Here is an 18,109-nt window from a genome sequence, read left to right on the forward strand (position 1 = left end):
CGGCAATTGCATCTGCGCCGCCGATGCTGACGCAGGCTTGCAGCCTACCGATGTGGATCGCCGACAGCCCTGCTCAGCGCACGATTCGCGGACGCGGCGGTTTGCCCTTGCCAAACGGCGGCTGCCCGCGCCAGTAGCGGATCATCAACCAACCGAACAGCATGCCGCCCAGGTGCGCGAAATGCGCCACGCCTGGCTCCCAACCGGCGAAGCCCATGACCAGTTCGAGCGCACCGAACACGATCACGAACGTGCGTGCCTTCATCGGGATCGGCGGAAACAGCAACATGACCTGCTGATTGGGAAACAGCATGCCGAAAGCCAACAACAGGCCGAAGATGCCACCGGAAGCGCCCAGCGTGGGATACGGCGCACTGCCATTGCTCAGCATCCACCAGCCAACCAGCAACTGGCAAAGACCGGCACCAATGACGCAGACCAGGTAATAGGTCAAGAAACGTTTATTGCCCCAAGTCTGCTCCAGCGGACCACCGAACATGTACAAAGCCAACATATTGAACAGCAGGTGCGAGAAACCACCATGCAGGAAGGCATAGGTCAGCAACTGCCAGATCTGGAAGCTCTGCCCCGACGAGAAGAGATCGGACAAGCCGATCGGCCATAGCATGAGGGGAGCGAAGGTCGCAGTGCCCAGCGATATCTGCAGCAGGAACACCACGACATTGCTGATCAGAAGCGCTTGGGTGACGGGCGGAAGTCTGGGAAACATGGATCATGTCCGTAGCAAGTTTCCCCATCATAGCCGCTTGCTATTGCGGCCCCCATAACGCCGCGTCGAGATCCCGCACTGGCAGCGGGCCCCTCTTCACTCGCCCACCCTGCACCGCCAGGCCTTCGGCACGTAGGCGCTGGCATTGCGCGCGATACCCACCCGATCCCTGCGGGAAGGCGATACTGCCGTCGCTGCGCAGCACCCGGTGCCAGGGCAATGTCGCCTCGACATGCCCGCCGAGCAAGCGCGCGACCAGCCGCGCCCGTCCCGGCAGCCCAGCCAGCATCGCCACCTCGCCATAGCTACGCACCTGGCCGGGAGGAATCGCGCGGATCACCGCCAATATCCGCGCATGGGGATCGGCCACGACCGGCTCCACCACAGCCAACGGCGAGCGGCGCGGGCTCATGCCCGCCGTTCCAGCAGCGGCGTTTGACAGGCAATGCAGCGGCGCGAGCGGCGTGGATACATGTCGCCATTCCAGGGTGCACGCGCCGAGGGACTACGCACAGGCGGCACCGTGCTAGGCCGTGTCGAGGCGGCGCAAGGGCTGCCAGCGCAGATACGTGGCCGAGCGCCACAGCCACTCCACCGGACCGAAGCGAAACCAACGCAGCCACACGTGCGACAACACCATCTGCAGTGCGAACAGCGCGCACGCAAACGGGATCTGCCAGGCACGCGGCAGACGCTCGAAATAACCCAGCCCATAGCCATAGAAAAGCGTGGTGCATACCAGCGACTGCAACAGATAGTTGCTCAACGCCATTCGCCCGGCCGGCGCCAGCCACTGCAACGCTGGCACCGCGCGCAACAACCACGCCGCATACCCTAACGCCATGAGCCCACTGGCGACGTTGGCCATGGCGAACGCGCCACTCAAGCGCAGGTCCAACCGCGCCGGATCCATCCACGGCTCCAGCCAGAAACTCCACAGCATCAACGCCAACCCCAGCGGCAACACGCCACAACGCAGTACCGCCAGCAATCGCGCAAACCGCTGCGGCTGCGCGGCCAAACCGCTGCGCACGCACCAAGCGCCGAGCAGGAACATGCCGAAGATACTGGAAGCATTGAGCAGCAGCGCGCCAAGGGCATCGAGTAAATCACGTCCGCGCTGCACGGTGGCCTGAATATAGCTGCCATGACCGAACGCCTCGCGCTGCTGCGCCAAGGCTATCGCGCTGCGCTGCACGTGTTCGGCCATGTCGTGCCGCCACCGGACAGCGCCATGCGGGTCGGCCTGCGCCACCGATGCCATGGCACCGATCAGCAACCACAACAACGGGGTAAACAGATAGACCACCAGCGCCATCCACGGCAACCAGGACGTGGGCGCCTCGCGGAACGCCAGCAGCATCACGGCCAGCAAGGCATAGCTGACCAAGATGTCGCCAGACCATAGCAAGAGCGCATGCAGCAAACCGATCAGCAGCAATGCCGCGCTACGACGCAAAAAAAAGCCCGTGAAGGAACCTCGCGCGGTTTCGGCGCGCTGCGCCATGACCGCAAACCCCATGCCGAACAACAACGAGAACAAGGTGTAGAACTTGCCTTGCACCAACACGTACACCAGCGCATCGACAATACGATCCACACCGCGCAGTGCCGGGTCCAGCCCGCTCATTGCGGCATCCAGCGGACCAACGAAACCCTCGATGTTCATCAGCAAGATGCCCAGCAAGGCAAAGCCACGCAGCACGTCCAGGGCGACGATACGCTCGGCGGGCGCGATGGGCTGCAACACGGAAGCGGTGGGGGCGACCAAGGCGAGCACCGGACGGGAGAACGGTCATTATCCATCGTCGCGACAGGCCCGCGACGACACTGACAGCGCCGTGCACGCAGCGCACTGCGGCGACGGCCAACGGCACCGGATCAGCCGGTGCCGCGACGATCAGGAATCAATGCTGGTGGTCGCCATCGGCCTCATCGTGCACGTGACCATGTTCGAGCTCTTGCGCGCTGGCCTCGCGCACTTCGAGGATTTCCACGTCGAAATGCAAATCCTTGCCCGCCATCGGATGGTTGAGGTCGACGTCGACAACGCTCATGCCCACCTTCTGGACGGTCACCGCGCGCGGGCCGAAGTTGGTCTGCAGGATCACCTGGCTACCCGGCTGCAACTTGGTCGCGCCGAAATGCTTCTTCGGTACGCGCTGGGTCAGGCCCTCGCGACGCTCGCCGTAAGCGTCCTTGGCCGCCACGTCCACGGCGAAGCTGTCGCCGGCCGTCTTGTCCAGCATCGCGCTCTCCAAACCCGGGATGATGTTGCCGTGCCCAACCAGGATCGCCAGGGGATCGCGGTCCCTGGAACTTTCGATCGGCGCCTGACCGACTTCCGAAACGGTGTAGTGGAAACGGACGATGCGGTCTTTTTCGATCTTCATGTGCACTCTGCGCTAGGTCTGCCGGGGCAGATGGAATGGGCGACTTGTCGGCCGCCGGGAGGGCCGCCATGATGGTGACCTTCTAAAGGTGGCGCATTATCCCGGCTCCATGCACAACACGCCAGTTTCCACGCATGCACGCCGCGCGCTTCTCAGATGCGCTGTACTGCTGTGCGCGGGGGCGCTGGCCGCCTGCGGCCACCACGCTGCTCGTCAGACACGGCCGGCGCGGGTGGCGGTGCGCGACTGGCCGCAGGTCGTCCCGGCCAACCCAGACGCCGCCAACGCGGTGCTGATCCGCGCCCTGGGCCTGGTCGGCACGCCATACAGCTATGGTGGGAACACCCCAGAATCCGGCTTCGACTGTAGTGGGCTGGTTGCCTACGTTTACCGCGACATGCTCGACCTGCGGTTGCCGCGGACCTCGCGCGAACTGGCCGCCGTCCAGGGGCCGAAGATCGACCCGCAACGCCTGAGCACCGGCGATCTGGTGTTCTTCGGCAGCGCAGGCAGCGTCAGCCACGTCGGCATCTACGTCGGAGAGGGCCGCTTCGTGCATGCTCCCAACACTGGTGGAACAGTGCGTTTGGACTCACTCGACGGACCCTACTGGCGCGATCATTACACTGGTGCTAAACGGGTTTTGCACTAAAATGTGACGTTTATTACTTAAATTCCATTCACAATTACAAAAATTTAACTTTATTTAAACCTCTCCTTGCCTCATCCAGAGGATGATCGTCCATCTTTATGATTCTGTGATCCAAGCGTGACGATTGAAGCCCAGACCTGCACAGGCAAGATTGCTGTTCCCCATCGGACCGCGCTCCGCCTTTTCTGCACCGCCTCGCTCTGTCTCACGGCTCTCCCAGCCTTGGCGCAGTCCCCATCCACCGATACCGTCGTCCGGGAAGTGATCGCGCCCTTCGCTCCCAATCCGATACCAGCCGCAACTGTCTCCATTGCAGTCACTGCTACTGGTAACGTACACCAGACAACGACTGCGACCATCGCCGCCAAGCCGACACCGACAGTGACACCGCAGGCAGCAGCTCCAGCACGCAGCAAGGCCGACATCGCCGCCACCGCCACTCTGGCCGCCCTGCTGCCGCACTTGGCCGGCAACGACACTATCCCGCTCATGGATCGCTCGGCGATGTTCGCCGGTGACATCAGCCGTCTGTTGGCCAACTACGATATCTCCCAACCGACCCTGCATGAAGGCGTCGTTCCGGGCGGCGACAAGGTGCAATCGGTACTCAAGCGCGCCATGGCGCTGCTGGGTACGCCTTACCGCTGGGGCGGCGAGGATACCGAAGGCTTCGATTGCAGTGGCCTGATCGGTTACGTATTCCGTACCGCGCTGGGCATCGAACTGCCCCGCGTGTCGCGCGAGATGGCGCACGAGGCCAATGCCGAATTGATCAAGGACCGCGACGCACTGGCACCGGGCGATTTGGTGTTTTTCGGTCGCAAGGGCCGGGTTGACCATGTCGGCCTGTACGTCGGCGAAGGCCGCTTCCTGCATGCCCCGAGCCGTGGCAAAGATGTGCGCGTGGATACCCTCAGCTCGGGGTACTGGAGCGCCAAGTTCATGCAGGCACGACGCGTGGCGATGTAAGCCCCAGCACATTCTGGTAGACGAAAAGCCGCTGGATACAGCGGCTTTTTTCGTTATCGCAGCGCCAGCAACATCAGGAACCGGCCACGCGCGCAGGCCGACGTTGAGTCACTAACAAAACGACTGCGTCACCGCCGGACGGGCGCGGGCAGTGCTCGGAATCCTCACGTACCCCATCACGGCGGTTGCTGCGCGCTGTCCCCACCCTGCCGACAGCGAGTGGCGACGTTTTACCAGCCACTCTTCACGCTCCGGTCTAACGCCACACGGAGAAACCCTTGGAATTGTCCCGCTGCAATGGATGCAGCAGCGACACTGCCAGAACCTCAGCTCTGGTAATGAGCGATGGTGTCCTCGATGCCTTTGCTCAACTCCATCACCTTCTGGGCGTACTCGGCCAGACGATGATCTTCCGGCGTGTCTGGGTGCCAGGACGGCACTGGGATCGGTTTTCCTTCCACGCCGTCCAGAGCCACGAACACGATGATGCAATGGGTACACAACCGCGCTTCGCCGCCCATCGGATCGCGAGCGCGCACTTCAATCGCGAAATGCATGCTGGTGGTACCGGTATAAACCAGCTTGGCGCTCACCATGACCATGTCGCTGATCCGGATCGGTGAGACGAAGCGGATACCGCCTACCGCCACAGTCACGCTGTAGTGCCCGCTCCAGCCAACCGCAGCGGCGTAGCCGACCTGATCGATCCACTTCATCACCACCCCGCCATGGACCTTACCGCCGTAGTTGACGTCGATCGGCTCGGCCAGAAAACGAAACGTCAGGTCGCGTTGCGTGCCGCTCATCGGACCTCCATGAATGAAAAGGAGTCCGCAGTCTGCCATGGGCTGATGCTGCAATGCGAGAGTGCGCCACAGCGGCGATCGACAACAGCAAATAGCAAGTTGTCCAGCGCGATGCGCGATTACGCCGACCCGACTGTTCGCGCGTGCGCGAATGCACCGCCACGGAAAATACCGCTGCCGTCAGCGCAGCACCTGACATTCACTGCGATGTGCCGCCAGGCGACGACTCCAAACCGACGTTGCTGGAAGCGGCTTCGTACACCTGACGATCGAGCAGGCCAGTTTCCTTGGCGACCAGCACCGGCACCAGCATCTGCCCGGTCACGTTGGTCATGGTCCGCATCATGTCCAGCACGCGGTCGATCGCGTACAAATAACCGATCACCTCCAGCGGCAGATTGGCTGCACTCAGCACAACGGTGGCCATCACCACGGCGGTACCAGGCACGCCGGCAGTACCGAAGCTGCCCAGCACCGAGGCAATCAGCACCACGAAATACTGATTGGCCGTCAACGGCACCCCCGTGTACTGCGCGATGAACACCGCGCACAGCGCTGGGAAAATCGCGCCGCAGCCATCCATCTTGATGCTTGCGCCCAGCGGCACCGCGAACGCGGCATAGTCCTTGTTGACGCCCAGATTGTGGGTGATCGAACGCAACGCCACCGGCATGGCGGCAAAGCTGGAGGAACTGACGAAGGCGACTTGCATCCCGGGCGCAGCACCGCGAAAGAACTTCCACGGATTGAGCCCGTGCGCCAACAGCAGACAGCTATACACCACCACGATGTGGAGTGCGCAGGCCAGATACAGCGCCAACACGAAATGACCAAACGGCAGCAGTTTCTGGAAACCATAGCCTCCGACCAGCCCAGCGATCAGGCCGAAGGTGCCCAGCGGGGTCATCTCCAGCACAAGACGCGTGACCTGGATCATGATCTCGCTCATTTGCGTACAGAGCTTGCGCGCCTCGGCCACGCGGGCACCGAGTTTGACCATCGCAAAACCAAGCAATGCGGCGAAAAAGATGACCGGCAGGATCGAGCCACGTCCGGCCACCAGCACGCTTTCCCCAGCGGCATTGATGTGAGCACCGATGCCAGTCAGCGCATAGAACGGATTGGATGGCACCACATCCAGCAGCACCTGCATCGGGCTGGGCACATCGTGCGGCGCCCAGGCGCTGTCCACCCGTAAGCCGAGGTGACCGGCGCCAGGCTGCAGCAACGTGCCCACGGTCAGGCCAACGCCCACCGCCAAGGCCGCAGTAACGATAAACCACAGGAAGGTGCGCCCACCCAGCTTGGCAACCGACTGCTGCCCATGCAGCGACGCGATTGCGTTGATGACCGCAAAAAACACCAATGGCACCGCAATCATCTTGATCAAGGTGACGTAAAGATCACCCAGCGGCTTGAACCATGTCTCCGCAGCCGGGCCCAGTGCCCAGCCGGCCAACGCGCCCAGCACGAAACCGGCCAACACACGCTGCCAGAATGGGATGCGTAACCAGGCCGTCACCAATCTCATTGACGCTATCCAGAGAGTTCTACGATTTCTCACCATAGCGCACCTCGGCGCTGCCGACGATGGCATGGCTTGAACACAACTCGCCCTGACGGCATCAGCACGACTGGAAGCGTGCGCCCCAGCACCATTTTAGCCGTGCCTCCATCCGCACAACGCACTTCGCCGCACGCTCGCTTGCGTCTACAGTGGCGCGATGAGTTCGCGTATACCCACCCCACCGCTATCCGCCCTCGCCGACGCCTTACCCAATCCAGCGCCAGCGTCGGTGCTGCTCGGTTTCAGTGGCGGCCTGGATTCGACGGTCCTACTGCACGCCTTGGCGCAACAACCACACTATCGCCAGCGCGGCCTACGCGCCGTGCACGTGCATCATGGCCTGCACCCCGATGCCGACGCCTGGGCGATGCACTGCCAACAGATCAGCGCGGCTCTGGAAGTACCACTGCAGGTACTCCGCGTAGACGTGCCACGCAATCGCGGCGATGGCCTGGAAGCGGCGGCACGGCAGGTACGACGCGCGGCGTTTGCTCAGGTGATGGCGCATGGCGAATGGCTGGCACTGGCGCAGCATCGCGACGACCAGGCCGAAACCTTCCTACTGCGCGCACTGCGTGCCTCCGGCCCGGACGGCCTGACCGCGATGCAGCCGCTGTCCGATTTCGCCAACGGCAAACTGTGGCGACCGTTGCTGACACTGCCGCGTAGCGCGCTGCACGCCTACGCGCAACAGCACGCGCTGCACTGGATCGACGATCCCAGCAATGCCGATCCCGGCTTCGACCGCAATTTCTTGCGCCTGCGGGTGCTGCCATTGCTACGCCAGCGTTGGCCGCATGCCGACGCCGCACTCGCCCGCAGCGCACAGCTGTGCGCTGAAACCGTGACCCTGCTGGATGCGGACGATCAGGCAACGTTGGACGCATGGCGGTACACGCCAGGCACCGCGCTGCCACTACCACCACTACGCGCGCTCCCCAGCGCACGCCGCGCACGCGTGCTGCGGCGCTGGATCAGTGACGCAGGCCTGCCGCCACTGCCAGCGACGGGCCTGACGGCAATCGAACGCACGCTGCTGCATCCCCGTGCCGACGCCGCCGCCGAATTCGCCTGGCATGGCGCCCGCGTGCGCAGTTGGCGCGAAGCGCTGTATGCCGAATGGGATCCACCCGCATGGCCTGCCGACTGGCAAACCCACTGGGACGGACGCGCGCCGCTATGCCTGCCCGATGGCCGCCAGTTACGCTTACAGGCCACCGCGCCACTCGGCTTCGCCACACCACTATTGGTACGACAACGCCGCGGCGGCGAGCGCCTGCAGTTGCCCGGGCGCCACCATTCGCAGGCACTCAAACATCTGCTGCAAGCTCAGGCGGTGCCGCCGTGGCAGCGCACGCGCTTACCCCTGCTGTTCGACGCAGAACAACTGCTGGCGGCAGGCCCGGCATTGCTCGCCGCGCCACTACACGCCTGGCTGCAGGCGCGTGACGCACGCCTGGTGCTGGACGACCACGCGGCCGCCGCACATTGACCGTGTCCCCGGCGCCGCGCACACTTTCGCGATGCCCAAGAAGCCACAACACGACGATGCCTCCCCGATCGCCCGCTTCGAGCAATCGCTCGAAGAACTGGAAGTGCTGGTCGAGAAGATGGAAGCAGGCGACCTGAGTCTGGAACAATCGCTCAGCGCCTACGAACGCGGCGTCGGCCTGTACCGACAATGCCAGCAGGCCCTGGAACAGGCCGAGCTACGTGTGCGCCTGCTCAGCGACCCAGAGCAACCCGACCGCGCCGAACCGTTCGATCCCACCCCACTCCATGGCGGCTGACGCCCTCTTCGCACGCTGGCGGCAACGGGTTGAAGCTGGCCTGGATGCACACCTGCCTGCAACCGCACAGGCACCACAACGCCTGCACGCAGCGATGCGCCACGCCACGCTCGGCGGCGGCAAGCGCATGCGTCCGCTGCTGGTCTACGCCAGCGGTGCCCTGTTCGGCAGCGACGCGGCGCACCTGGATGCGCCGGCGTTGGCGGTGGAACTGATCCATGCCTACTCGCTGGTCCACGACGATCTACCCGCCATGGACGACGATGCACTGCGACGTGGCCAGCCCACCGTGCATATCGCCTTCGACGAGGCCACCGCGATCCTCGCCGGAGATGCGCTACAAAGCCTGGCGTTCGAACTGCTGGCCAAGGCCGATGGCGCCGATGCGGCGCTGCGCGTGCAGTGGTTGCAGACCCTGGCCGAGGCCGCCGGTGCGGCCGGCATGTGCGGCGGCCAGGCCCTGGACATCGACGCCACCGGCAGTGTGCAACCACTGGCGGATCTGCAGCGCATGCACGCCTTGAAGACCGGTGCCCTGATCCGCGCTAGCGTGCGTCTGGGCGCATTGGGCGGCGGCGCCGACCGCGCCGCATTGGACCACCTGGATGCCTTCGCCAGCGCCCTGGGCCTGGCGTTCCAGATCCGCGACGATATCCTCGACGTGGAAGCCAGCTCCGAACAACTCGGCAAGACCGCCGGGAAAGACGCGACCCAGGCCAAATCGACCTACCCGGCGCTGCTGGGCATGGACGGGGCCAAGGCCAAGCTCGCCGAACTGGCGCACACCATGCGCGATGGTCTACACGGTTATGGCGCGCACGCCGACCCACTGGCGACACTGGCGAAGTTGGCGGTGGATCGCGCGCACTGACTCAGCTGCGCCGTCCCGTGCTCGGCAGCCTGCACGCGCACGACAAAACGCAAGCATCGATACGGCCATGCAGGATGCACCGCTGCTCCAGGCACGTCGATACACAAGCCAGCCGACCTCATCCATCTTTGCTGAAGGCAACAAAAAGGCCCGTCGAACGCCGGGCCTTTTCGCGAGCGCAGACATTGCGCGTTACTTGATCAACCGCAGCGCGAAGGGATAACGATAAGCGACGCCCTCGTAGGCCTTGATGGCGGCGAGGATGCAAAACACCAGATTCAGCGCCCACAGGATCTTCATGCCCACAATGCCGATCAAAATGATGATGAGCACGCTGCAGATCAGGTAACCGATGGCGATGGTGATCTGAAAATTCAACGCTTCCTTGGCTTGGTCGTTGAGAAACACCTTGCTCGGGTTGTCCTTATAAATCAACCAGACGATCAGCGGGACGACGAAGCTGAAGAAGATGCCAGACAGATGGATCATCAAGGCGATGGGGCGATCCTCCTGCGAGCCTGACGAACTCGGTGGCGGCGGTGGCGGAGCGGTGATGTTGTCGAATTCGTTCATCGGTCTTCATTTCCGTCGGTTGTGAAGCGGACAAAACACCAAAACACCAAAACGCCACTCTCGGCGGCGGCAAGCCCGTCGAGGCATGTCTGGAATGCCGAGAATACATCGCGATCAGGATGCCGCGCCGGCCACCGTCATCGCACCGATCAAGGTCGCACCGATATGGAGGTGCGAACGCACGTCGATATCGGCTCCCACCGCCTCGATGCGCTCGAACATCTGCCGCAGATTGCCGGCAATGGTGACTTCATCCACCGGATAGGCGATGGCGCCATTCTCGATCCAGAAACCGCCCGCACCGCGCGAATAGTCGCCCGTCACCAGGTTGACGCCATTGCCCATCAAATCGGTGACCAACAGGCCGCGCGGAATGCCCGCGATGATCGTGGCCAGATCCGCCGCATTGGCTGCGACCTTGAGGTTATGGACGCCACCGGCGTTGGCAGTGGTCTGCAGGCCGAGCCTGCGCGCCGAATAGCTGCCCAGCACGTAGCGCTGCAACACTCCGCCGCTCACCAGCGGCGCCTCGCGGGTGGCCACACCGTCGCCATCGAAGGACGCCGAGCGCAGGCCGCGACGCAGGTGCGGCAATTCGTCGATCGCGAACCACTCCGGAAACAAACGCGTCCCCGCACTGTCGAGCAGAAAGCTGGCGCGACGGTATAACGCACCACCAGACACCGCCCCCAGCAGATAGCCAATCAGCGAGCGCGCCATCTCCGGCGCGAACAGCACCGGCACCTCGCCGGTGGGTAGCGAACGCGGCTGCAGGCGCGCTACCGTCCGCTCAGCGGCACGGCGACCGATCGCCGCCGGCCGCTCCAGTTCCTCGCGCGCCAGCGCGCTGCTGTACCAACCATCGCGCTGCATGCCATCGCCCTGCCCCGCAATCAACGCGCAACTGATCGCATGGTGGGTGCTGCGCTCGCAACCGACGAAACCATGCGAATTGGCGTACACCGACAAGCTCTCGCTACTGCCAACCGAGGCGCCATCGGAATTGCTGATCCGCGCATCGGCATCGCGTCCGGCGGCCTCGCACGCCAGCGCCAGCTCGATCGCCTCCTCCGCCTGCAGCGCCCACGGATGCCAACGATCGAGATCAGGCATCTGCCGCGCCATCAGTGCCGCATCGGCCAAACCGGCGGCGGCATCGTCCTCGGTATAGCGGGCGATGGCGCAGGCCTGGGCGACAGTCGCCTCCAGGCTGGCGTCGTGCAGATCGGCCGTGCTGGCACTGCCCTTGCGCTGGCCAAAATACACGGTGACACCAATGCCCCGGTCGCGTGTGGACTCCACAGTTTCCACCGCGCCCAGGCGAACGTTGACATCGATACCACGGTCTTCGCTACAACTGACTTCAGCCTGGCTCGCGCCAAGCGCGCGTGCGCGCGCCAGCAAGCGCTCGGCAATGTCGGACAGACGCTCCAGGCGCTGCTGGCTGTCATCGTGGTGCAGGTCGGGGGAGATCGCGTTCAATGCTTTATCCTTGTCATGCGAATCCTTTCGCAGCGGCCCTGGCCTCCATGGCCGGACGTTTAGATGTGATGTTGCAGACTGACCGAGTAGCACGACCATGCGCGGACGCGACGAAGACACCGGTGAATTCCGCGGCGAAAGCCGCAGCCAGCAGCGCCGCGAGGCGCTGGAAGTGCTGAGCCTGGGCGAGAAACTGGTGGCACTGACCCCCGCGCAACTGGCCAAGCTGCCGGTTCCCGAATCGCTGCTGCCGCATATTGCCGACGCCAAGCGCATCACCTCGCACATCGCGCATAAACGCCAACTGGCGTTCCTGGCCAAGCAGATGCGCCGCGAGGATGAGGCGGCGCTGGAGGCGATCCGCGAAGCGATGGACGTGAACAGCGACGGCGCGCGCCGCGAGGTAGCGGCCCTGCATCGGGTCGAAGACTGGCGCACACGCCTGCTCGCTGACGGTGACGCAGCCCTGTCCGCGCTGCTCGCCGAGCACCCCGACGCCGACCGCCAGCGATTGCGCCAGTTGCTGCGCAACGCCAAGGAAGAACGGCTGAAGAACAAACCGCCGCATGCGTATCGCGAGTTGTTCCGGGAGCTGCGCGAACTGGTGCTTGGCGTGGGAGCGGACACCGCGCACGCGCAAAGCGCCGGCTCGGACGAGGACGTCGAAGACGACGCAGACCGCTGAACCACGGCGGCGGCCAAGACGACACCGATCTGCCCGACGGCGACGCACACGCGTGTGCGCCTGAACACCACGCGCGACCAGCGCAGCGCGCCTCGACAGCGCCGTCGGTCCCGACGCACCACCTACGACAGCGCAGTTCAGCGCAACATGCATCACGTGCTTTACGCCGTCCCGCCCACGGTCAGGCCATCGATCAGCAAGGACGGCTGGCCAACGCCCACCGGCACGCTCTGTCCATCCTTGCCGCACACGCCGACGCCTTCGTCCAAGGCTAAATCGTTGCCGATCATGCTGACCTTCTGCATGGTCTCCGGGCCGTTGCCGATCAGCGTCGCGCCCTTGACCGGCGCGGTGATTTTGCCGTCCTCGATCAAGTAGGCCTCGGTGGCCGAAAACACGTATTTGCCGCTGGTGATATCGACCTGACCGCCACCGAAGTTCACCGCGTACAGGCCTTTCTTCACCGAGCGGATCATCTCCTGCGGATCGTGCTGGCCAGCGCGCATGTAGGTGTTGGTCATGCGTGGCATCGGCAGATGGGCGAACGATTCGCGGCGGCCATTGCCAGTTGGGGCCACGCCCATCAGCCGCGCATTCAAGGTGTCTTGCATATAGCCGACCAACACGCCGTCCTCGATCAACGAGGTGCAATGGGTCTGGGTGCCTTCGTCGTCCACGTTCAACGAGCCGCGACGGCCATCCAAGGTGCCATCGTCGACGATGCTCACCCCGGGCGAAGCCACACGCTGGCCGATGCGACCGGCATAAACGCTGGTGCCTTTGCGGTTGAAATCGCCCTCCAGTCCGTGTCCGACCGCCTCGTGCAGCAGCACGCCGGGCCATCCCGGCCCCAGCACCACCTGCATCACCCCGGCCGGGGCCGGCACCGCCTCCAGGTTCACCAACGCCTGGCGCAGCGCTTCTTTGGCATAGGCTTCCGGGCGACCATCGGCGAACAGCACCGCGTAGTCGTAGCGACCACCGCCGCCGGCATAGCCGGATTCACGGCGCCCTTGCTGCTCGACGATCACCTGCACATTCAGTCGCACCAACGGACGCACGTCGGCAGCGAGCACGCCGTCGCTACGCGCCACCAACACGGTGTCCACACTGCCGGTCAGGCTCACCATGACCTGCTGCACGCGCGGATCGGCGGCGCGCACGAACTGGTCCAGGTGACGCAACAATTCGAGCTTACGCGCATGGTCCATGCTATCCACCGGATCCAGCGCCGGGTACAGCGCGCGCGCGCCACCGCGCTGCAGCGCCTGCGTCGCTTGCGCACCGCCATCGCGGGAAATAGCCCGCGCCGACCGTGCCGCGGCCAGTAACGCATCGTGGTGGATATCGTCGGAATAGGCGAAGCCGGTCTTCTCGCCGGAGATCGCGCGCACGCCCACCCCTTGCTCGATGGAGTGCGCGCCATCCTTGACGATACCGTCCTCCACGCTCCAGTTCTCGCGGCGCGAATGCTGGAAATACAGATCGCCGAAATCCACACCGGGGCCGAGCAATGTGCCGAAGGCACGCTCCAGGTTGGCGGCATCAAGGCCGGCGGGAAGCAACAGGCGGGTTTCGGCAAGCTGGAGGGTGTGATCGTTCATAGTCTCAACATGAGGGACAGAAGTGCGGAGTGCAAGGGCGAAAAGTACCGCGCGTCACGGTGTGGCAGAGGACCCAGGCGGAACGCTTGCCGGAGCGGGAGGACGCGCGGATTCGCGCTCGATCACCTCCACCTTCGGGTCTTTCCATGGCCCGGTGACGCGGTAGGTGCGTGCCCCGATCATGTCCAACGGCTTGCTCAGCACCGCATTGGCGGCAGCGCCAACCGCCGCACCGAGCGGGCCGCCGGCCACCGCGCCGACCACGGCCAACAAGTTGCCGGACTTGGGATTGACGTCGATGGTCTGGTCAAACTGCTGCGCGCGCAGGTCCGCCTGGCCACGCACCTTGATCTCCGCTGCGGGTCCGTCGATGACCAAGTCATCGCTGCGCGCGAGGCCATCGCCAAAGCGGACCTGACCGTCGATACGGTTGAACGCGAACCCCTTGGAAAAGAAATCGCGAAAATCGAACATCAGCCGGCGCGGCAACTGCGCCACGCTGAGCAAGCCGAGCACGCGCCCGGCACCGGGATTCAACTCCAGCAACTGGCCATTGCGCACGGCCACGTCGAGCTGCCCCTGCATAGCAGACAACTGCACCGCTTCCGGATTGCCCGGCCAGGCCGCACGCAGATTCAGGCGCCCCTCGCCACCGCGCAACTGACCGCCGAAATCCAGGCTCTGCATCAGCGCCCCCAGATCCTGGCTCTCCACGCTGGCGCTGAGTTGGGTCTGCGCCGCCGCGCCCTTGCCACGCCAATCGCCACTGATGTCGATCTGCTGTTGGTCCGAGCGCAGGTGTAATTGGTCCACCTGCATCCCATCGGCCAGCTTGTGCGTGCGCAGCGAGGCCGCACCGAGATTCATCGCGCCGAAGCGGAGATCGTCCACATCCAACGCCAGCGCCGGGATCGCCGCTGGATCCATGCTGTCGGCAAGCGGCCCGCTCGGCGCTGCGGGCACGCTGCCCTCCGGCGCAGGCGGGGTCGCCGCACGCCAATACACCCGCGCCAAACGCCCACCGACGACACCGCCCTCCTTGCTGGGGACGCTGAGCTCGCCCGACAGCGCCGGGCCGTCCAGGCGCACGTCGATGCTATCGGCCTGCGGCTGCAGATGCAGGCGCGTGTTCTCGAACACGCCGCCAAGCAGCAGCAGATGATCGGCAAGCAGGTCGATCCGACGCAGCGGCATGGGATCTTCGCCCCCCGCGACGGCGGTGGCCTTCGGATCGGGGCGGCTGACCAGGCTGATCCAGTCGATCGCGTTCAGCGACGCGGCATGCCCGCTCACCACCAGGCCGCTGCTGGGCGGCTCGTCGGTGACGTGGTCGCTGCCCATCACCACCCTGACCCCGGTCTTGCCGCGCTCGCTACGCGCGGCCAGCGCCATCAACTTGCCGAACGCCACCTCGATACGCCCGCTGCCGACCGGCAACGGCACGTTGACCGAGGTCGCCAGTGGTGTCGAGGCATCCTTGTCCATCGGTGCCGGCATCAGTAAATCCGTGCCGACCAGATCCGAATGCAGTTGTAGCCGGGTCGGCGGCTGCACACCGCCATCGGCGGCCTTGGGCAAACCGACCGCGATATCCCAGCGCGAGCGTCCTTGCACATAGGCCTTGATCCAGGCCATCTCCGGCACACGATCGAGCAATTCGTCCACATCCAGCGATGCGCTCAGCGCAGCCTCGAAGGCCTGTTGCCGGTCCAGCACACCATCGCCGGCGCGCAGCGCAAGTTCGGCTGGGCGGCCCTCGTGGACCACGCTCAGCTTCTGCGCGGCGAAGCCGGTATCGCTGTAGGTGGCACTGCCGTGCATGTCGTCGAACGCCACGTCCCAGCGCTTGTCGCCGATGTGCGCGCCGAGCAGGTCCACCGTACCGCGCAGATGATAGCCGCCCACATCGGCATGCAGCGGTTGCAATAGATCGAAGGTGACATCGGCCGGCCCCGACGCGCTGAGCGCGTCCAAGGTGTCGCCGTAATGTGTGCGCAGCGGACTCTGCCGCAACATCGCCAGCAGCTTGCCCGTGTCGGCGCGGGTGCTGGCCAACACGCTGAGCTGGCCTTCCCTGTAATCGGGCAGGGTCGCCGACATTTGCTCCACCGCCACGCCGCCCATCATGCCGCGACCATGCACCTGGAAGCCGTTGCCGATGAAGGCGACATTGGCGTCCACATGCTCCACTGCCGGCCAGTCCTGGTGAAAGCGCAATTTGGCGTCTTCCACTCGCGCGGTCGCCTCGAAACGGCCATCGTGTTCGACGAAGGGCCAATCGTCGAGATCGCCAGAAATCAGCACGTGTCCATCGTGCACGCGCCCGCCTTGCAGCGCGGCGTCCAACCAATCGGTGAGGGCAGCGGGCATCTTCGAATGGATCCAGAACTTCTTCGCCACCACCACCGGGGCATCCTGGGTGTCGGCGGCCAGATCGATCCACGGTCGCGAGCCGTCGTTCTGAAAGTACAGCCCGCCGCGCACATCGGCGCCGTAGTCGCTGCCCTGCACGCGCAGGCCCGGAGTCGCCACGCGCACGCCATCGTGATCGCGGAAAGCGACAATACGACCAGCCAATTGCACTTGGTGCACCACGCCGAACCCACTGGGCCAGTCCACACGCACCGGGCTGCTGGCATCGAGGACCAGCTCGCCGCCCTGCGCGTCGCCTTGGAAGCGACCGCGCAGGCCGCTAAGGCCTGGAGACTGCCCAGCCGGTGCGAACGCCAACTCGGCCAGTTGACCCTGTCCGTACAGCGCACCGCCTGGAGTTCCGGTCAGTGCGAGCTGGGTCAGTTGCACGCGCGGTCGCGCCAGTTGCAGCCAGGTCCGCAGGCCGGGTGAGAGACGGTCGCTGAGTGCCGCCACGGCAATCAGCGGCGCGGCATCGAGATGATCGCCCAGCACGGAGAAACGCCGCCCGATGGCGAGGGTGAACCCATCCAGGCGCTGCGGCGGCAAGCCGGCTTGATCGATTTGCAATGTCGGCACATCCAAACGCCAGCCGTCGGTACCGTCGATCTGGCGCCACCGCGCCGTTGTCCGCAAGGTGGCGAACACCAATTGCGGGCGTGTGCGCCCATCGGCCAACGCGGCACCACGCAGGCGCAGGTCGCGCAAGGCGGCCTGTACCGTCAGAGCGGCGACGCGATGCTGCTGCAGTTGCAGCCATGCCTGGATCTCGCCAGTGCCGCCTTGTACCTGGATCCCGGCAACGTGCAACAGGCCCGACCAAACTGCAAGGTCGGTCGGCTTCACGGCGACATAAAGACGACCGCTGCCGCGCTGGCGGTCGATGTTCAGCACTGCGGTCAGTGGCGTCTGCCGCAGATCACTCCAACCCTGCACACCGACGCGCAGGCGATCGCCGTTGACACGCAGACGCATGTCGATCTTCGGCACTTGCACCGCCACGCCCAGACTCGGCGCACTGACTGCCAAGCGCCCACCGATCACCTGCAATTCGCCCAAGCCCTGCACGCTATCCAGCGGATCGCCGCCCTGCCCGGAAGTCGGCAACCCCTGCACCGACCAGTTGCCGTCGCTGCCGCGCAGCAAGGTCAAGGTCAAACCGCGCAGACGCAACTCGGTGAACGAGCGACCGGGCAACATGCCGGAATACATCGACACCAGGATCTCTGCCTGACCGATACGCACACCGTCGCCGCCCCCGATGCGCAAGCCATCCAGGCGTAACAACGGACCACGCCGGGTCCAAGCGGTTTCCAGCCGATCAAAACGGATGGGGTGACCGGCGCGTGCGCTCAACCACGCGGCCACCTGCTGCGGATGCTGTTCCACCAACGGTAACGCCTGGCTCAACGCGCCCACCACCAGAGCCACACACACCAGCCCGATCGCCATCGCGTAGAACGCGGAACGGCATGCCAGACGCAAGCGGCGACGCAACGGTGTGTGCATCAGCAGCCGGAATCCGTCAGCGCCCTTACACCACGGCCACGCCAATGGATGCACACCCAGCAGCGC

The 18,109-nt window shown here is 64.7% G+C and carries 16 protein-coding genes; 6 read left to right on the plus strand and 10 right to left on the minus strand.

Annotated features, from left to right (window positions below; translation table 11 throughout):
- Positions 1-73 precede the first annotated feature (73 nt).
- The 4 genes from XALGPE39_RS11345 to XALGPE39_RS11360 all read right to left on the minus strand — a co-directional run bounded on the left by XALGPE39_RS11345 (position 74) and on the right by XALGPE39_RS11360 (position 3,123).
- Positions 74-730, minus strand: coding sequence for a rhomboid family intramembrane serine protease (locus XALGPE39_RS11345; RefSeq protein WP_045728276.1), 657 nt, complete (start codon positions 728-730; stop codon positions 74-76).
- 40 nt (positions 731-770) lie between these two features.
- Positions 771-1,142: an MGMT family protein gene (locus XALGPE39_RS11350; protein ID WP_045728277.1), complete on the minus strand. Its 372-nt coding sequence runs from the start codon at positions 1,140-1,142 to the stop codon at positions 771-773.
- Positions 1,143-1,256: 114 nt separating this feature from the next.
- On the minus strand, positions 1,257-2,480 hold the full coding sequence (locus tag XALGPE39_RS11355) for a DUF418 domain-containing protein (protein ID WP_045728278.1): 1,224 nt from the start codon (positions 2,478-2,480) through the stop codon (positions 1,257-1,259).
- A 157-nt stretch (positions 2,481-2,637) separates the two neighbouring features.
- Positions 2,638-3,123: a peptidylprolyl isomerase gene (locus XALGPE39_RS11360; RefSeq protein ID WP_045728279.1), complete on the minus strand. Its 486-nt coding sequence runs from the start codon at positions 3,121-3,123 to the stop codon at positions 2,638-2,640.
- Positions 3,124-3,232: 109 nt separating this feature from the next.
- On the opposite strand from XALGPE39_RS11360, the gene XALGPE39_RS11365 reads away from it, so the two are divergent.
- Positions 3,233-3,775 (plus strand): C40 family peptidase, encoded by a 543-nt coding sequence (locus XALGPE39_RS11365; RefSeq protein ID WP_045728280.1) that lies wholly within the window; start codon positions 3,233-3,235, stop codon positions 3,773-3,775.
- Positions 3,776-3,892: 117 nt separating this feature from the next.
- Entirely contained in the window at positions 3,893-4,744 is an 852-nt protein-coding gene (locus XALGPE39_RS11370) for a C40 family peptidase (RefSeq protein WP_045728281.1), read from the plus strand.
- A 326-nt stretch (positions 4,745-5,070) separates the two neighbouring features.
- On the opposite strand, the gene XALGPE39_RS11375 is transcribed toward XALGPE39_RS11370, so the two are convergent.
- Both XALGPE39_RS11375 and XALGPE39_RS11380 read right to left on the minus strand, forming a co-directional pair.
- Positions 5,071-5,550: an acyl-CoA thioesterase gene (locus XALGPE39_RS11375; protein WP_045728282.1), complete on the minus strand. Its 480-nt coding sequence runs from the start codon at positions 5,548-5,550 to the stop codon at positions 5,071-5,073.
- A gap of 199 nt (positions 5,551-5,749) precedes the next feature.
- Complete coding sequence (locus XALGPE39_RS11380; protein ID WP_045728283.1) at positions 5,750-7,081, minus strand: dicarboxylate/amino acid:cation symporter; 1,332 nt, start codon at positions 7,079-7,081, stop codon at positions 5,750-5,752.
- A 193-nt stretch (positions 7,082-7,274) separates the two neighbouring features.
- On the opposite strand from XALGPE39_RS11380, the gene tilS reads away from it, so the two are divergent.
- Genes tilS through XALGPE39_RS11395 form a run of 3 tightly spaced genes read left to right on the plus strand, consistent with a single transcriptional unit; the run spans position 7,275 to position 9,778 of the window.
- The gene (tilS, locus tag XALGPE39_RS11385; protein ID WP_082061892.1) at positions 7,275-8,609 is read left to right on the plus strand and encodes a tRNA lysidine(34) synthetase TilS; all 1,335 of its coding nucleotides are present in this window, start codon (positions 7,275-7,277) and stop codon (positions 8,607-8,609) included.
- A 31-nt stretch (positions 8,610-8,640) separates the two neighbouring features.
- Entirely contained in the window at positions 8,641-8,907 is a 267-nt protein-coding gene (locus XALGPE39_RS11390; protein ID WP_045728284.1) for an exodeoxyribonuclease VII small subunit, read from the plus strand.
- Positions 8,897-9,778, plus strand: a complete 882-nt coding sequence (locus XALGPE39_RS11395) for a farnesyl diphosphate synthase (protein WP_045728285.1) — start codon at positions 8,897-8,899, stop codon at positions 9,776-9,778. Before XALGPE39_RS11390 ends, XALGPE39_RS11395 begins: the two co-directional genes overlap by 11 nt.
- Positions 9,779-9,970: 192 nt before the next feature.
- On the opposite strand, the gene XALGPE39_RS11400 is transcribed toward XALGPE39_RS11395, so the two are convergent.
- Both XALGPE39_RS11400 and pmbA read right to left on the minus strand, forming a co-directional pair.
- Positions 9,971-10,351: a DUF4870 domain-containing protein gene (locus tag XALGPE39_RS11400; RefSeq protein WP_045728286.1), complete on the minus strand. Its 381-nt coding sequence runs from the start codon at positions 10,349-10,351 to the stop codon at positions 9,971-9,973.
- A 114-nt stretch (positions 10,352-10,465) separates the two neighbouring features.
- Complete coding sequence (pmbA, locus tag XALGPE39_RS11405; protein ID WP_045728287.1) at positions 10,466-11,833, minus strand: metalloprotease PmbA; 1,368 nt, start codon at positions 11,831-11,833, stop codon at positions 10,466-10,468.
- A 97-nt stretch (positions 11,834-11,930) separates the two neighbouring features.
- On the opposite strand from pmbA, the gene yjgA reads away from it, so the two are divergent.
- Positions 11,931-12,518: a ribosome biogenesis factor YjgA gene (gene yjgA, locus XALGPE39_RS11410; RefSeq protein WP_045728288.1), complete on the plus strand. Its 588-nt coding sequence runs from the start codon at positions 11,931-11,933 to the stop codon at positions 12,516-12,518.
- 161 nt (positions 12,519-12,679) lie between these two features.
- Here the strand turns inward: yjgA and tldD are convergent, their stop codons facing one another.
- Complete coding sequence (gene tldD / locus XALGPE39_RS11415; RefSeq protein WP_045728289.1) at positions 12,680-14,122, minus strand: metalloprotease TldD; 1,443 nt, start codon at positions 14,120-14,122, stop codon at positions 12,680-12,682.
- Between the two features lie 54 nt (positions 14,123-14,176).
- Positions 14,177-18,043 carry a YhdP family protein gene (locus XALGPE39_RS11420; RefSeq protein ID WP_045728290.1) on the minus strand — a complete coding sequence of 1,289 codons (3,867 nt, stop codon included), beginning with the start codon at positions 18,041-18,043 and terminating at the stop codon, positions 14,177-14,179.
- Positions 18,044-18,109: the final 66 nt, after the last annotated feature.

The sequence above is a fragment of the Xanthomonas sp. GPE 39 genome (assembly GCF_000963005.1).
Classification (GTDB): Bacteria; Pseudomonadota; Gammaproteobacteria; order Xanthomonadales; family Xanthomonadaceae; genus Xanthomonas_A.